The sequence below is a fragment of the Pseudoalteromonas sp. T1lg10 genome, assembly GCF_002964545.1.
Taxonomy (GTDB): Bacteria; Pseudomonadota; Gammaproteobacteria; order Enterobacterales; family Alteromonadaceae; genus Pseudoalteromonas.
On record NZ_PQBV01000018.1, the window covers coordinates 135,386 to 150,051 of the forward strand.

Annotated in this window: 16 protein-coding genes; 13 read left to right on the plus strand and 3 right to left on the minus strand. The window is 49.0% G+C overall.

Going from position 1 to position 14,666, the window contains the following annotated elements; all coding sequences use genetic code 11:
* The first annotated feature begins 3 nt into the window (after nt 1–3).
* The 11 genes from hflX to rplI all read left to right on the plus strand — a co-directional run bounded on the left by hflX (nt 4) and on the right by rplI (nt 10,319).
* Nucleotides 4–1,287: a ribosome rescue GTPase HflX gene (gene hflX, locus C2M17_RS06870; RefSeq protein ID WP_105200098.1), complete on the plus strand. Its 1,284-nt coding sequence runs from the start codon at nt 4–6 to the stop codon at nt 1,285–1,287.
* Between the two features lie 142 nt (nt 1,288–1,429).
* Nucleotides 1,430–2,602, plus strand: a complete 1,173-nt coding sequence (gene hflK, locus C2M17_RS06875) for an FtsH protease activity modulator HflK (RefSeq protein WP_105200099.1) — start codon at nt 1,430–1,432, stop codon at nt 2,600–2,602.
* Nucleotides 2,603–2,604: 2 nt separating this feature from the next.
* Complete coding sequence (gene hflC, locus C2M17_RS06880) at nt 2,605–3,483, plus strand: protease modulator HflC (RefSeq protein ID WP_105200100.1); 879 nt, start codon at nt 2,605–2,607, stop codon at nt 3,481–3,483.
* 75 nt (nt 3,484–3,558) lie between these two features.
* Nucleotides 3,559–3,753: a DUF2065 domain-containing protein gene (locus tag C2M17_RS06885; protein WP_105200101.1), complete on the plus strand. Its 195-nt coding sequence runs from the start codon at nt 3,559–3,561 to the stop codon at nt 3,751–3,753.
* Between the two features lie 125 nt (nt 3,754–3,878).
* Nucleotides 3,879–5,195 carry an adenylosuccinate synthase gene (locus C2M17_RS06890; RefSeq protein WP_105200102.1) on the plus strand — a complete coding sequence of 439 codons (1,317 nt, stop codon included), beginning with the start codon at nt 3,879–3,881 and terminating at the stop codon, nt 5,193–5,195.
* Nucleotides 5,196–5,511: 316 nt separating this feature from the next.
* The gene (rnr, locus tag C2M17_RS06895) at nt 5,512–7,965 is read left to right on the plus strand and encodes a ribonuclease R (protein ID WP_105200103.1); all 2,454 of its coding nucleotides are present in this window, start codon (nt 5,512–5,514) and stop codon (nt 7,963–7,965) included.
* 12 nt (nt 7,966–7,977) lie between these two features.
* Complete coding sequence (rlmB, locus tag C2M17_RS06900) at nt 7,978–8,712, plus strand: 23S rRNA (guanosine(2251)-2'-O)-methyltransferase RlmB (RefSeq protein ID WP_105200296.1); 735 nt, start codon at nt 7,978–7,980, stop codon at nt 8,710–8,712.
* 187 nt (nt 8,713–8,899) lie between these two features.
* Nucleotides 8,900–9,244 carry a 30S ribosomal protein S6 gene (rpsF, locus tag C2M17_RS06905; RefSeq protein WP_105200104.1) on the plus strand — a complete coding sequence of 115 codons (345 nt, stop codon included), beginning with the start codon at nt 8,900–8,902 and terminating at the stop codon, nt 9,242–9,244.
* An 18-nt stretch (nt 9,245–9,262) separates the two neighbouring features.
* The gene (gene priB, locus C2M17_RS06910) at nt 9,263–9,592 is read left to right on the plus strand and encodes a primosomal replication protein N (RefSeq protein ID WP_105200105.1); all 330 of its coding nucleotides are present in this window, start codon (nt 9,263–9,265) and stop codon (nt 9,590–9,592) included.
* 11 nt (nt 9,593–9,603) lie between these two features.
* Nucleotides 9,604–9,831, plus strand: coding sequence for a 30S ribosomal protein S18 (gene rpsR, locus C2M17_RS06915; RefSeq protein ID WP_010386263.1), 228 nt, complete (start codon nt 9,604–9,606; stop codon nt 9,829–9,831).
* A gap of 35 nt (nt 9,832–9,866) precedes the next feature.
* The gene (gene rplI, locus C2M17_RS06920; RefSeq protein WP_105200106.1) at nt 9,867–10,319 is read left to right on the plus strand and encodes a 50S ribosomal protein L9; all 453 of its coding nucleotides are present in this window, start codon (nt 9,867–9,869) and stop codon (nt 10,317–10,319) included.
* Nucleotides 10,320–10,863: 544 nt separating this feature from the next.
* Here rplI and C2M17_RS06925 read toward each other — a convergent pair.
* From C2M17_RS06925 to yidD, 3 genes are all read right to left on the minus strand, one after another.
* Nucleotides 10,864–11,394, minus strand: coding sequence for an outer membrane beta-barrel protein (locus C2M17_RS06925; RefSeq protein WP_105200107.1), 531 nt, complete (start codon nt 11,392–11,394; stop codon nt 10,864–10,866).
* Between the two features lie 433 nt (nt 11,395–11,827).
* Nucleotides 11,828–12,169 carry a cupin domain-containing protein gene (locus C2M17_RS06930; protein ID WP_105200108.1) on the minus strand — a complete coding sequence of 114 codons (342 nt, stop codon included), beginning with the start codon at nt 12,167–12,169 and terminating at the stop codon, nt 11,828–11,830.
* Between the two features lie 20 nt (nt 12,170–12,189).
* Nucleotides 12,190–12,549, minus strand: a complete 360-nt coding sequence (gene yidD / locus C2M17_RS06935; protein ID WP_105200109.1) for a membrane protein insertion efficiency factor YidD — start codon at nt 12,547–12,549, stop codon at nt 12,190–12,192.
* Nucleotides 12,550–13,597: 1,048 nt separating this feature from the next.
* Here yidD and C2M17_RS06945 point away from each other — a divergent pair.
* The gene (locus C2M17_RS06945; RefSeq protein ID WP_105200111.1) at nt 13,598–14,161 is read left to right on the plus strand and encodes an RNA polymerase sigma factor; all 564 of its coding nucleotides are present in this window, start codon (nt 13,598–13,600) and stop codon (nt 14,159–14,161) included.
* Complete coding sequence (locus tag C2M17_RS06950; RefSeq protein WP_199774396.1) at nt 14,148–14,657, plus strand: hypothetical protein; 510 nt, start codon at nt 14,148–14,150, stop codon at nt 14,655–14,657. The genes C2M17_RS06945 and C2M17_RS06950 overlap by 14 nt, the downstream gene beginning before the upstream one ends.
* Nucleotides 14,658–14,666 lie beyond the last annotated feature (9 nt).

The window sequence follows — 14,666 nt, forward strand, 5'->3', positions numbered from 1 at the left end:
TGCTTGTTTGACCGTTATGAAGCCGGCGAACAGGCAGTCTTAGTACACATAGAGTTTCCCCATGAAGGTGATAGAGAAGACCTTCAAGAGTTGGAAATGCTGGTGTCTTCTGCAGGTGTTAGTAGTCTGATGGTTGTGCAAGGCAGCCGTCAGGCACCACATCCCAAGCTATTCGTCGGCACGGGTAAAGCAGAAGAAATCGCTGAGATTGTCCAATCCCACAACGCAGATGTCATTATATTCAATCACGAATTAAGCCCATCACAAGAGCGCAACCTAGAGCGAGTGTGCAAATGCCGCGTGCTCGATAGAACCGCGTTGATTTTAGATATTTTCGCCCAAAGGGCGCGTACCCATGAAGGTAAACTCCAGGTTGAACTGGCGCAGCTACGCCATATTTCCACCCGTTTGATCCGCGGTTGGACACACTTGGAGAGACAAAAAGGTGGTATAGGTTTACGGGGTCCTGGTGAGACCCAGCTTGAGACCGACCGCCGTTTATTGCGTGCACGTATTAAAAACATTCTTAAACGTCTTGATAAAGTAGCGAAACAACGTGAACAAGGGCGTCGTGCGCGAAATCGAAATGAAATTCCCGGTGTTTCTCTGGTGGGCTATACCAACGCCGGAAAGTCGACCCTGTTTAATCGCCTGACCGAGTCGGATGTGTATGCAGCGGATCAGCTGTTTGCGACCCTGGACCCCACTTTGCGTAAGCTTGAAGTGCCGGATATTGGCAGTGTGATCCTCGCCGATACCGTGGGCTTTATTCGCCATTTGCCCCATGACCTGGTGGCGGCCTTTAAAGCCACACTGACCGAGACCCGTGAAGCGGACCTTCAGTTACATGTGATCGATGCGGCAGATCCTCGCCGTAAAGAAAACATCGAGCAGGTACAGGAAGTGCTGGAGGAGATTGAGGCCAACGAGATCCCGCAATTGCTGGTGTACAACAAAATTGACCAACTCGAAGATGTTGAGCCGCGTATTGACAGAGACGACGAAGGCAAGCCACGTCGAGTGTGGTTGTCGGCGCAGCAGGGTCAAGGGGTTGAACTGCTAAAGCAGGCGATCAGCGAATTGCTGGCTAAGCAAATGCTCAACACCTTGTTGTGTGTGCCGCCGAGTCAGGGGCGTTTACGTGGTGCTCTGTACAACCTCAACAGCATCAACAAGGAAGACCATGACGAAGATGGCAACTGGTTGCTGCAGGTGAATGTACCCATGAGCGAGTGGAATAAGTTGAAAAAGGAAATCGGTGAACAAATCGATAGCTACCTTACTTAGCATGGGAAAATACGCTAAAGTAGCACCATTAAAGATTTTCTTTGTTTACAGCTGGGCGTTTAACGCCTCGTTGTGACAACGCAGGTAGTGCTGAGCTAGCATTACCCCGAATAACGAATATTGATAACTATGGAGTAGAGCTATGGCCTGGAACGAGCCGGGTAACAATGGCAACGGCAAAGACCCTTGGGACAATAAAGGCGGTCGCGACCAAGGCCCACCTGATTTAGACGAGGTACTGAAAAAGTATTCCGATAAATTTGGCGGTCTGTTTGGCGGCAACAAGGGCGGAAATAAAGGCGGTGGTGTCGGTGGCGCCGGCATCTTTATCGTGGTGATCATCGCGCTGATCATTTGGGCCTTGAGCGGTTTTTACACCGTAAAAGAAGCGGAACGTGGTGTGGTCTTACAGTTTGGTAAGTTTGCCCGTATCGCCGAGCCAGGTCTGCGTTGGAAAGCCACCTTTATCGAAAACGTTATTCCCGTGGATATCGAAGCGGTACGTTCACTGTCGGCGTCTGGCTTTATGCTGACCGAAGACGAGAACGTGGTTAGCGTTGAGTTTGAAGTTCAGTATCGTGTGCTTGACCCTTATCTTTACAAGTACAGTGTTACCGATGCGGATCACAGTCTTCAGCAAGCCCTGGATAGCGCCCTGCGTTATGTGGTTGGTCATGCGAAGATGGACCAGGTACTGACCACTGGCCGTGAGGTGGTACGTCAGCAGACTTGGGAAGAGTTGAACGGTATTATCGAGCCTTATAAATTGGGTCTGGTTGTTACCGACGTGAACTTTAAAGACTCTCGCCCGCCTTCGGAAGTAAAAGACGCCTTCGATGACGCCATTGCCGCGCAAGAAGATGAAGAGCGCTTTATCCGTGAAGCGGAAGCCTATGCCCGTGAAATCGAGCCTCGTGCCCGTGGTCGCGTTACGCGTATGACCCAGGAAGCGGAAGCCTACCGTGAGCGTGTAACTTTGGAAGCTCAGGGTGAGGTGGCGCGTTTTGAAAAGCTGCTACCTGAGTATCAAAGTGCTAAGCAGGTAACACGCCAGCGTTTGTATATTGATGCCATGGAGCAGGTGCTTGGCAGCAGCTCTAAAGTCTTGGTTGACGTGAAAGGCGGCAACAACATGATGTATCTGCCTTTGGATAAAATCATGGAGCAGCATTCGTCAGGTAAAAAAGTAACTTTACCAAATGCCAATACCATCCAGGATTTACGTAACAAGCTAGGCACCAATTCATCGCAAAACAGCCAGGTGAATTCAGGTAATGACCGTTTCGCTAAAGACCGCTTTAATGGAGGACGATAAAAGTGAGAAATTTTAGTTTAATCCTCATTATTGCTGCTGTGGTATTTTCTTTTTCTGCGGTATTTGTGGTGCCGGAAGGACAAAGAGCCATTGTTTTGCTATTCAGCAAGGTGCAAAAAGACGACAGCGATAACGCCGTGGTGTATGAGCCGGGTCTGCACTTTAAGGTGCCCTTTGTGGCTCAGGTGCGCAAACTGGATGCCCGTATTCAAACCTTGGATGGTGCACCGGATCGCTTTGTAACCAGCGAGAAAAAAGATTTGATCGTTGATTCTTACGTGAAGTGGCGTGTTCAAGACTTTAGTGATTATTACCTGCGTACTCGCGGTGATAAGAACTATGCGGAAACCCTGCTTAAGCAAAAGGTAAACAATGGCCTGCGTACCAACTTTGGTGCTCGTACTATTCGTGAAATCGTTTCTGGTGAGCGTAGCGAGTTGATGGCGGATGCCTTAATTCAGGCCTCGGAAAGTGCCCGCGAGTTGGGTATTGAAGTGCTGGACGTGCGCGTGAAGCAAATCAACCTGCCAGACGAAGTGAGCAGCTCAATCTACCAGCGTATGCGCGCCGAGCGTACCGCGGTAGCGAAAGAACACCGCTCACAGGGTCAGGAAAAAGCCGAAGAGCTGCGCGCCGAAGTGGATCGTCGCGTGACGGTTATGCTGGCGGATGCCGAGCGTAATGCCCGCTCTGTGCGCGGTGAAGGTGATGCCCAGGCGGCAAAAATTTATGCCGATGCCTACAACAAGGATCCTGAATTCTTCGGTTTCCTGCGTAGTCTTGATGCGTATAAAAACACCTTTAAGAATAAACAAGATGTGATGGTGATAGAGCCCAACAGCGAATTCTTCAAATACATGAAGAACGCCTCGGCGCAGTAATCGCTCCATTTTTAAAAGCCCTGAGATTTAGTCTCGGGGCTTTTTTTTGCCATTATTTTAACTGGGGGAGGCTAAATGAGCTGGCAATTATTTTTAAGTGCCGTAGCATTAATGCTGATATTTGAAGGCCTGGGGCCGGCGCTATTTCCAAAACAGTGGCGCGCTTATTTACTGCAGATAGTGCAGACCGATGAGCGGACTCTGAAGGTGGTCGGCATAATTTTAATACTCATTGGCGCGGTGTTATTTCACTTTGTGCAACCAGGTTAATCCCTTGCTAGCCCTATGAGTAAAAAGTAAAAAAACTATTAGCGGAAAAAATAGCCAAAACGGGGTGATCTCTGGCCCTCTTTTCTGGTAAAATCTGCGCCTAATTTTTTCTAAGTGAATTTGCAATGGGTAAAAACGTCGTTGTATTAGGCACCCAGTGGGGTGACGAAGGGAAAGGGAAGGTTGTTGACCTTCTTACAGATAAAGCATCTTTAGTAGTACGCTACCAAGGTGGTCACAATGCTGGTCACACGCTAGTGATCAATGGTGAGAAAACCGTACTGCACTTGATCCCATCGGGTGTACTGCGTGACAACGTTAAATGTATCATTGGTAACGGTGTTGTACTTGCTCCAGACGCCTTAATGAGAGAAATCGGCATGCTTGAAGAGCGTGGCGTGCCTGTGCGTGAGCGTCTTCTAATTTCTGAAGCTTGTCCGCTGATCTTGCCTTATCACGTAGCACTTGATGTTGCGCGTGAAAAAGCACGTGGCGATAAAGCCATTGGTACTACTGGTCGTGGTATCGGTCCTGCCTACGAGGACAAGGTAGCACGTCGTGGTCTGCGTGTTGGTGATTTGTTCAACCCAGAGCAATTCGCGAACAAACTACGCGAGATCCTTGAGTACCACAACTTCACTTTAGAAAATTACTACAAGGTTGAGCCGGTCGACTTCCAGAAGACATTCGATGACGCTATGGCTGTGGCTGAGATCCTTAAAGCTATGGTTGTTGACGTTACCGAGCTGCTTGACCAAGCGCGCGCAAACGGTGAAAACATCCTGTTTGAAGGTGCTCAAGGTACACTTCTTGACATCGACCACGGTACATATCCGTATGTAACTTCTTCAAACACCACAGCTGGTGGTGTGGCGACAGGTGCTGGTTTTGGTCCATTAAATCTGGACTACGTACTAGGTATCGTAAAAGCCTACACTACTCGTGTTGGTTCAGGCCCATTCCCTACAGAGCTTTACGACGGCCTTGATAAGCAAGACCCAGTTGGTAAGCACCTAGGTGAGAAGGGTCACGAGTTCGGCGCGACCACAGGTCGTCTGCGTCGTACTGGTTGGTTTGATGCCGTGGCTATGCGTCGTGCAGTGCAGATCAACAGCATCTCAGGCTTCTGTATGACCAAGCTTGACGTACTTGACGGTATCGAAACCATCAAGATCTGTACTGGCTACCAGCTTGAAGATGGCACAGTTACCAACGTAACTCCGCTTGCCGCTGAAGGCTACGAGAAGGTAACGCCTGTATACGAAGAAATGCCGGGCTGGAGCGAAAACACTTTCGGTGTGACTCGTGTTGAAGACCTGCCTAAAGCAGCAATCGACTACATCAAGCGTATCGAAGAAATCACAGGCGTACCTGTTGATATTATCTCTACCGGTCCAGACCGTGTTGAGACCATGATAGTACGCAACCCATTCGGTGAGTAATTACCAAATGCGTTAGAAAAAAGCTGCTTCGGCAGCTTTTTTTGTGCCCAAATTTTGAAATTTTGTTACTGCTTTTGCCTTTAAATGGCGCTAAGCGAAAAATGTCACAGCAGCGTTGGCGTTTTTACGTACCGCTTGTTGCTTGCTTAGCTCTCACCTGGGCAAGGTTGCACCTTGCACACGGCATTCTTGTTGCGGGAAAGAGCCTCAATTTGATTTAAAAGCCCAATCGACCCAAAACTTTAACAGTAATTCCCTGTTGCCTTTTTCTTATATGGGTTAAAATAACAGCATAAATCATAGTATAAGTTAATGAATGACCAAGCAGGATCCATACCTCGATAGAGAACAGCAAAAATACGACAATCCCGTCCCCAGCCGAGAGTTTATTCTCGACCACATAAAGAAACGCTCTAAACCTGCCACCTTTAGCCAACTTTGCGGCGAACTCGAAGTTTATGAAAGTGATCGTCAAATCGCTTTTAAGCGTCGTTTGCGTGCCATGGAGCGTGAAGGTCAGGTGCATTTTAATAAGCACAAATGTTACGTCATCCCCGAGGATAGCGCCCTGGTGAAAGGCAAGGTCATCGGCCACCGTGACGGCTTTGGCTTCTTGCAGGTTGAGGGTGAACCTAAAGACTGGTTTATTCCCCGTCATCAGATGAATCTGGTGCTCCATGGTGATGTGGTGCTGGCCAAGGCTGGCTCACGAGGCCAGGGTGGTAAGGTGGAAGCGCGCATTGTTCGGGTGCTGGAAAACGAGCGTGCGCCTATTATTGGTCGTTATTTTGTTGAGCACGGTATGGCCGTGGTGGTGCCGGAAGATCCGCGCCTGACGCAAGACATTATAGTTCTGCCCGGTGCAGAAAAGGGTGCGCGTCATAATCAAATGGTGCAAATTGAGATCACCCAAAACCCGACCCGCCATATGAATGCGGTAGGCAAGGTGACCGAAGTGCTGGGCGATCACCTGGCGCCGGGCATGGAAATCGAAGTGGCACTGCGCAACTACGAAATTCCCCATCAATGGCCGGAGGCCGTTGAACAGCAGGTTGCGCCTCTGGGCGAGTTTGTTGAAGAAAAAGATAAGCAAGGGCGAGTAGATTTACGTCATCTGCCGCTGGTGACCATAGACGGTGAAGACGCCCGAGATTTCGATGACGCCGTGTATTGTGAGCGCAATAAATCCGGTGGCTGGCGCCTGTGGGTGGCCATCGCCGATGTTTCTCACTATGTGAAAAAGGGCTCACCGCTGGATATGGAAGCCATCAACCGTGGTAACTCAGTGTACTTCCCCGAGCAGGTGATCCCTATGCTGCCGAAAGTGCTTTCCAACGGCCTGTGTTCCTTGAACCCTAAGGTGGACCGCCTGTGTATGGTGGCGGAAATGACGGTTTCCGATGCGGGTAAGTTGTCGGGTTATCGTTTCTACGAAGCGGTGATGAACTCCCATGCCCGTCTAACCTACACCAAGGTGCATGGTATTTTAGAAGGCGACGAGCGCCTGTGCGAAGAGTACGAGCCGTTAGTGGGTTATCTAAAAGACCTGCAGCAAATGTATATGGCATTAAAAGCGGCGCGTCAGCAGCGCGGTGCCATTGAGTTTGATACTCTGGAAACCCGCTTTGTCTTTAATGCTCATCGCAAAATAGACTCGATTGTGCCCGTTGTGCGTAACGATGCTCATATGCTGATTGAAGAGTGTATGATCATGGCCAACGTCGCCGCCGCGCGCTTGTTGGAAAAACATGAAGCCAGCGCCCTGTATCGGGTGCATGATGAGCCGGACAGCGAAAAGCTGGGACATTTCCGTGAGTTCTTAGGTGAGCTGGGTGTGGAGCATCCCTTTGGTGATGCCCCCGAGCCCGGTGAGATCACCGCCGCCATCAATAAGCTGGCGGAGCGTCCGGAAATTGAGCTGATCCAAACCATGTTGCTGCGCGCCATGAAGCAAGCCGTGTATCAGGCCGACAACATTGGCCACTTTGGTTTGGCTCTGCCGGCATATGCGCATTTTACCTCGCCCATACGTCGTTACCCGGATTTGGTGGTGCACCGTGCCATTAAGGCCATTTTAAAATCTCAGGGTCAGCAAACCAGCGGCGAGCATGCATACAGCGCCGATGAAGCGGATAAACTGGGCGAGCAATGCTCCATGACCGAACGCCGCGCCGATGATGCCACCCGTGAAGTGGCGGATTGGCTAAAATGTGAATATATGCAAGACCATGTGGGCATGCAGTTTGGCGGGGTGATCTCCTCGGTGACCAACTTCGGCATTTTTGTACGCCTGGATGACCTGCAGATTGACGGCTTGGTGCATATTGCCAGTTTAGGTGATGAATACTTCCATTATGATGGTGCCAAGCACTGTTTAGTGGGCGAGCACACCAACAAGGTGTATCGCATGGGTGATAAGGTGCGCGTGCAGGTGGCCTCGGTGTCCCTTGAAGAGCGCCGCATTAACCTGGTGCTGGCCAGCGATGCTGAAGACAGATATAGTCGCCGCCGCGCTAAACCTTCGGTGCGCGAGCAGCTAAAATCAGGGGAGATCCCTGATAAAGGTAGAAAGCCTAGATCTGGCGCCAAGTCCGGAGCTAAGTCAGGTTCTAAATCTGGCTCAAGGTCGGGCGCTAAACCCGCAGGCAAGGACAAGCCTAAAAAGGCTGGTGAAAAAGACAAAAAGGGGGCCGTGGCGAAAAAAGCCAAGGCCAAGAAGGCAAAGAAAAAGCAGCGTGCAGGTAAAAATGCCCGCACCAGAGCAAAATAGTAGAGAGTGTTTGTGAGCAACGAACTAATTTTTGGCTTTCACAGCGTTGAAGCCATCTTAAGCAAAGAGCCTGAGCGCTTTTTAGAGATTTACGCACTCAAGGGCCGCGAAGACAAGCGTCTTAATGACGTTATTAATCAGGCTCGCAAGTTTGGTATTTCAATCCAGTTTATGCAGCGCAAGGCCCTGGACGATAAGGCCAAGGGCGAACAGCACCAGGGCATTATCGCCAATGTGCGCGCCGGTAAGCAGTACAGCGAAAAAGACTTGGACGATATTATCAAGCGCGAGCAAACCCCCTTCTTGTTGGTGCTTGATGGCATTACCGATCCGCACAATCTCGGTGCCTGTTTACGTAGCGCCGATGCCGCCGGTGTCCATGCCGTTGTGGTGCCTAAGGATAAGTCGGCCAGGTTAAATGCCACGGCCCGTAAGGTAGCCTGTGGAGCAGCGGAAACCGTGCCCTTAGTGCAGGTGACCAACCTGGCGCGTACCCTGCGTGAAATCAAGGACGCGGGCGTGTGGGTAGTGGGCACAGCCGGTGAAACCGACACCACCTTGTTCGAAGCCAATCTGACCGGCCCGATCGCCATAGTGATGGGCGCCGAGGGCGATGGCATGCGCCGCTTGACCCGCGAGCACTGCGATGTGTTGGTGAAAATCCCCATGGTGGGCACTGTATCCAGCCTCAATGTATCCGTGGCTACGGGCATCAGTTTATTCGAAGTGCTAAGACAGCGCGCTTAACTTATCGAAATAGCGTGAAGCCCGCATTATCGCGGGCTTTTTTATTGCGTAAGGCGGATAAATTAAGTTGCTTAATTTGCCAGCAATGCGTAGAATACGCGCTCATTTCGACCTTTTAACTTTAATTCCTTGCCTTAAACCGAGTGGTCGAAACGGTGGAAGGCTATATTAACCGTAAGGAATACCCATGCGTCATTACGAAATCGTATTCATGGTTCATCCAGATCAAAGTGAACAAGTAGCTGGTATGATCGAGCGTTATACTGGTTCTATCACTGAAGCTGGCGGTAAAATTCACCGTCTAGAAGACTGGGGTCGTCGTCAACTGGCTTACCCAATCGAAAAGCTTCACAAAGCACACTATGTTCTAATGAACGTTGAAGCACCAACTGAAGTAATCAACGAGCTTGAAACTTCTTTCCGCTACAACGATGCAGTGCTTCGTAACCTAGTTATGCGCACTAAAGATGCAGTAACTGAAGCTTCTCCTCTTGCTAAAGAAGAGAAAAAAGAAGCTGCTGCTGAAGCTTAATCGTTCTGCGTGGTTGTAATGGCTGAACTGTCTAGCGAGCAAGCGCTCAACCTAGTCGAACTTGGTGGCGTTATTTGTAAGGCCCCAAAATTCAGTCAAAGCCCGGCCGGTGTGCCACACTGTATTTTCGTGCTTGAGCATCGTTCAATACAGGTTGAAGCGCAACTTAACCGACAAAGTTATGTTCGCATTCAAGTGGTCGCAAGTGGCAATGAGCATCAACCAGCAACACAGTATTTGCAAGTTGAGCAACAGGTACGAGTTAGGGGATTTTTAAATCGCCATCAGGGCCGAAACGGCCTCAGTCAACTGGTACTGCACGCTCAGCAAATTGAAAGAATTAATTGAGGAAAATACTCATGGCACGTTACTTCAGACGTCGTAAGTTCTGCCGCTTCAAAGCGGAAGGCGTACAACAAATCGATTATAAAGATCTAGCTACTCTTAAAAACTACGTTACAGAAAGTGGCAAAATCGTACCTAGCCGTATCACAGGTACTAGCGCTAAGTATCAGCGTCAGCTAGCAACCGCTATCAAGCGTGCTCGCTACCTAGCCCTTCTTCCATACACTGACTTACACAAGTAAGCAGCGGATTAACTGTTTTTAAAAGGTGTAGAGACATGCAAGTTATTCTACTAGACAAGATCGCAAACCTAGGTAGCCTAGGTGACCAGGTTTCAGTTAAATCTGGTTTCGCACGTAACTTCCTTTTCCCTAAAGGTAAGGCAGTTCCTGCAACTAAAGTTAACATCGAAACTTTCGAAGCACGTCGCGCTGAGCTTGAAGCGAAAATCGCTGAAGAGCTAGCTGCTTCACAAGCACGCGCTGAGAAGCTTGAAGCACTTGCAGAAGTGACTCTTGTTTCTAAAGCAGGTGACGAAGGTAAACTATTTGGTTCAATCGGTACTCGTGACATCGCTGACGCGATCTCTGCAACTGGTATCGCTGTAGCTAAATCAGAAGTTCGCCTACCTACCGGTACTATCCGTGAAACAGGTGAGTTCGACGTAGCAATCCAGGTTCACTCAGAAGTTACTGCAACTATCAAAGTGATCGTTATTGCTGAAGCTTAATCGTCGATTAGCTTTATGTGAAAAACCGCGCCAAGGCGCGGTTTTTTTATGTCAGTTGTAGGTCGGTGCTTTGCGCCGACAAAGGTGCCTTTGGGTCGATCTTGTCGCGTTGGGTGAGCGCGTTAAGAAAATAGTCCGGTGGACTATTTTTAGCAAGCGAACGCCTTGAGCCAGAGAGAGGCCGGGGACGGCAACTTGAGATACAAATCACCTTAGGTGCAAGTGATTCATCCATGAAGCTGGGCTCCTGTCGGCATCCATGCCTCCACCTCCGTGAGCTGCGAAGCAAGGCTTCGGTCACCCGTCGCCCTCGCTCTCAATGACACACTCCACAACAAAACCTGATTTCTACAGCGCGAATTCAAACGGGAGATCGATACCTGTTAGTTTTGAGATTTCCTATAGGCCTCTAAGTGCCAAACTCGGAAGTAGAGCAATCATCAACTCCGCCCAATTGAGCAGAGTGTTCCTGAGCGATCAATCCCGCTATGCAGACTCGCGAAGCCATACAAGGGCATTATTTAGATTGATTGTTTCGCTCAGATTAGAACCTGAACAGTACACCGGCAGAAAACAGATCAACGTCTTCGTCAATATCATACCACTCCCACTCAGCGACAATACTGAATTGGTCATTGAACATGTATTCAGCGCCGAGGCCATACAAAAGATCGCTGCCATCGTCATCAATTCCGGAAGCAGCTCCGCCTCCTTCGAGATCCCAAGTGATCATGCCAAACTTGCCGAACAGGCCAAAATGCTCATTGAGTGGTAGCTTGCCCTTCGCAGCGAGTGACCACCCGTCTACTGCGGCGCTGACTTTCGAACCGTCTATGGAACCATCGATCTCACCAAAATCCACCCAAGCGGCCTCAAACGCGAGGTTCGAATAGAACTCCCAACCACCGAAGATCTTCCTGCCGGTGTCCTCATCGTCGCAACTGGTGATACCGCTGCACGCATCGATGGTAGCTTGCCCGATGCTCGCCCCCGCGTAGAAGTTATTCTGTGCGACGGCATTACCCGTTATGCCCAACATCAACAAAATTGCGCCATTAAGTTTCGATTTTTTCATTACTTTCTCCGAGTCGAGTATAGATAGCGTAAATGTTACTCCAAAGTATATTTGTACTTACTAGGACAGTTATAACACGCCCATTCCTTTGTAAAATTGGTTTCCTGTATATGCGTGTCTCACTGATGTTTCCATACTTTTGTGATTAATTTCATGTGGGTAGTGTTAATAATGTAGTCGAAGCGTCACGATCTGGAAAGTTTTGGAGCGAGCAGGCAAGGTTGCTCTCTTAAGAATTTGCATCAAGAGCGACCATCCTAGCCACAAAGGTAATGTATTAAAAGACAATGGGAAAAAGTGATGGGGCCAGAGTTATTGATGTTGGAAAGCCGTTATGGACGGTAATTACCGTTTAAATAGATAATATGAGATGCTTCGAGCGTCTTCTCCTCGCTCAGTGCAGACACTAAGCTGATGTTGATGGCTAAGCATTTCAAACTAACACTCTATCCCCATGGCTTGGGGGTGTTGAGATGACGATGAAACAGAGGTGTTCACCGTGTTTATTTTTGAGTTGGTGCGGTGTTTGGGCGGGGACGTGTATGCCTTGTTGAGGGTGTAATTCATACTCTTTACCGTCTACTTCGATGGTGGCGATGCCGCTGAGGACAAAGAAGAACTGTTCGGCATGTTCATGATAGTGAGAAACTTCTTCGCAACCTGGTGGCACGCATTCTTGGATAACGCTGAGGTTGGCTGATTTTACTAAATGCCAACCATCGCAGTTATCGCCCCAGGTGTAGTGCTCTGTATTTTCGGTATTAACGGGTTTCATGCTATTCCTGAGTTAAGTGTCTATGGCCAGCAGTCGCAGGGGAGGTAGGGTAGGTCGCAGTTTTTTCCTCTACCCGCGCAGCTGGCGACATCGCAGGCCGCGGATGGGTCGCAGCAGTCATAGCCGTTGTCTTTCTTTTTGCGTTTATTCTTATCTTTTTGGGCGTTTAGTTGTAGCGTGACATAGGCACTTTTGCACGCATGCATTCGTGTTCTGATTTTTTGGTATCCATGCCAGACACCATCTTTTTTGACGATGTCTAACACTGCGGTAGAACAGGACGTTCCTTTGTGCAGGCAGGCATGCGCACAGCGAAACCCTTTGTAGGGAGAAATAAAGCGCTGATAGAAGCGTATAAAAATTACCGCGAGGAAGTTCATCGTTATTTCCTAATACTTGACTCGCTACCACAGGTAAAGTTCGTGAAGCAGGATATACCCGAAGTAGCTAAGAAAACCCCAAACGATGGCAAACAAAACCTCACACCATATCTTTGTGTTTGTATCCAACTTGATACGCCGAAACTGTCTAGTGCCAATATAGCCGTATAGAAATGATGCGTTGGTGATGTTGCTCATCAAGCCAGATGGAGAGTCCCAACACTTTATTTCGTTTGGGTATTTGCATTTAAGTTTGCTGATAACAACAAGATTAACCAACAACATCAAAAATAGTAGCGAAAAGAAAATTTCCAAATGCTCAATCCTTGCTTAAAGCCGTTCGTGATTATGACTTTTAGACCACATCCCATGTTGGCTAGATTAACTTGTTAGCACAGAAAGTCCAATTTATGTACTTCCTCATAGTGAGATCTTTATCAACATAAACAACGCGATAATTGAACTCGGTGTATCAGCTAAATCCCCTTACATTGCATCCGAAACGCGATACGAGAAGAGTAATCGCCCTTTGGACTAAGGGCGAAAACATGCTCAGGAAATGGCTGAAAGCGGAAACAAGGGAGTGAATAATTTCACTCCCGCCGCTTGAAGGCGACGAGTTCTACGAGGAGGGGGACTGTCCTATGCATGTTGGTTACGTTCACTTCTCGTAGCGCGTTGAGGAGATAATGCAATGTCGGGGCGCCTCGGGGTTCTTAGGGGCGACGAATGACCGACGATTGATAATCGTCGCAGCATGAGGAGGTGGAGGTAGGGATGCCGACAGGAACCCAGCTTCAGGGACGAATTATTAGCACCGCACTGAACCAATCACTTCCTCTAAGTCGACGTCGGCGACCCTACAAAAACTCAATTCAAAGTACCATCGTCACTACGATCACCCAACTTTTCAGCCCCACGCCAAAGGCACCTTTGTGACCCTTTGAAAAATAAATTAAAAAATTTTTTAAAACCATTTAAACCCTTTGTACTTTTGGGTGCGTCTAATAGAGTAACAAAGCAAATAAACAACAACAGGATGACGCGGATGTTGGTTAATGCCGAACAGGCATTCTCACAAACACAAACGGCGCAGCAGGAACTACAAAGCATAGAGAAAGCCCAGCAGGGTGACCAAGATGCCTTTTATATCCTGTACCAAACGCATGTAAAACGAGTGTATGCGCTCTGTCTGCGCTTGGTGGCCGACCCGGCGCAGGCGGAAGATGTGACTCAGGAAGTGTTTGTGCAATTGTGGCAAAAAATACATAGCTTCGATGGTCAGTCGCAATTCAGCACCTGGTTGCATCGCGTGGCCAGCAATATCGCTATCAGTTATCTGCGCAAGCAAAAGAACTGGATTCAGCGGGTGGTGAGCAGTGAAGATGCCGGCATGGAGCACGAGCAAGCCGCGCAATGTCAGGAGCTTAATGGTCTCGACAAACTAATAGTGCGTTTGCCCGAGCGCGCCCGGCAAGTATTTGTCCTGCACGCCGTGGAAGGCTATCGCCACGAAGAAATAGCACAGATGATGAATATGGCGGTGGGATCGTCAAAATCCCAGTATCACCGCGCCAGAGGGTTGTTACAGGAGTGGTATGAAAATGAGTAAACCAGACTTCGACCAGTTTTTAGATGAGCAACTGCAATCGCAACAAAAAGAAGTGAGCCCGAGCCGCGACCTTTGGCCCGGTATTGAGCATGCGATTAACTTGCAGCAAAGCGCTAACCAAAACAAGGCAAAGCGCAATTGGCTGATGCCGGCATTCGGCAGTGCCGCCGCAGCGATTCTGGTGGCCGTGGTGGGCTTGAACATGCCAATGCAGCAAGACGCTCAACAACCCCAGTTTGCGCTTATAAGCGATGTATTTGAGCAACAAAAGCAGAGCCTGCTGGTGCAGTATCAGTCGCAACCGGCGTTAACCGATAACTGGCAACAGCAACTTGAAGAGTTGGAGCAGGCGGAAAAGGCAATCAAAACCGCGCTGGAAGACGACCCAAATAATCGCGCCCTACTTGGCATGTTAGCGCAAGTATACCAACAACAACTTGATTTAATTAATAAAGTGCACCAGCCCAAGCAGGGCACTGTATTACAGCATATTTAGGAGAAGAAG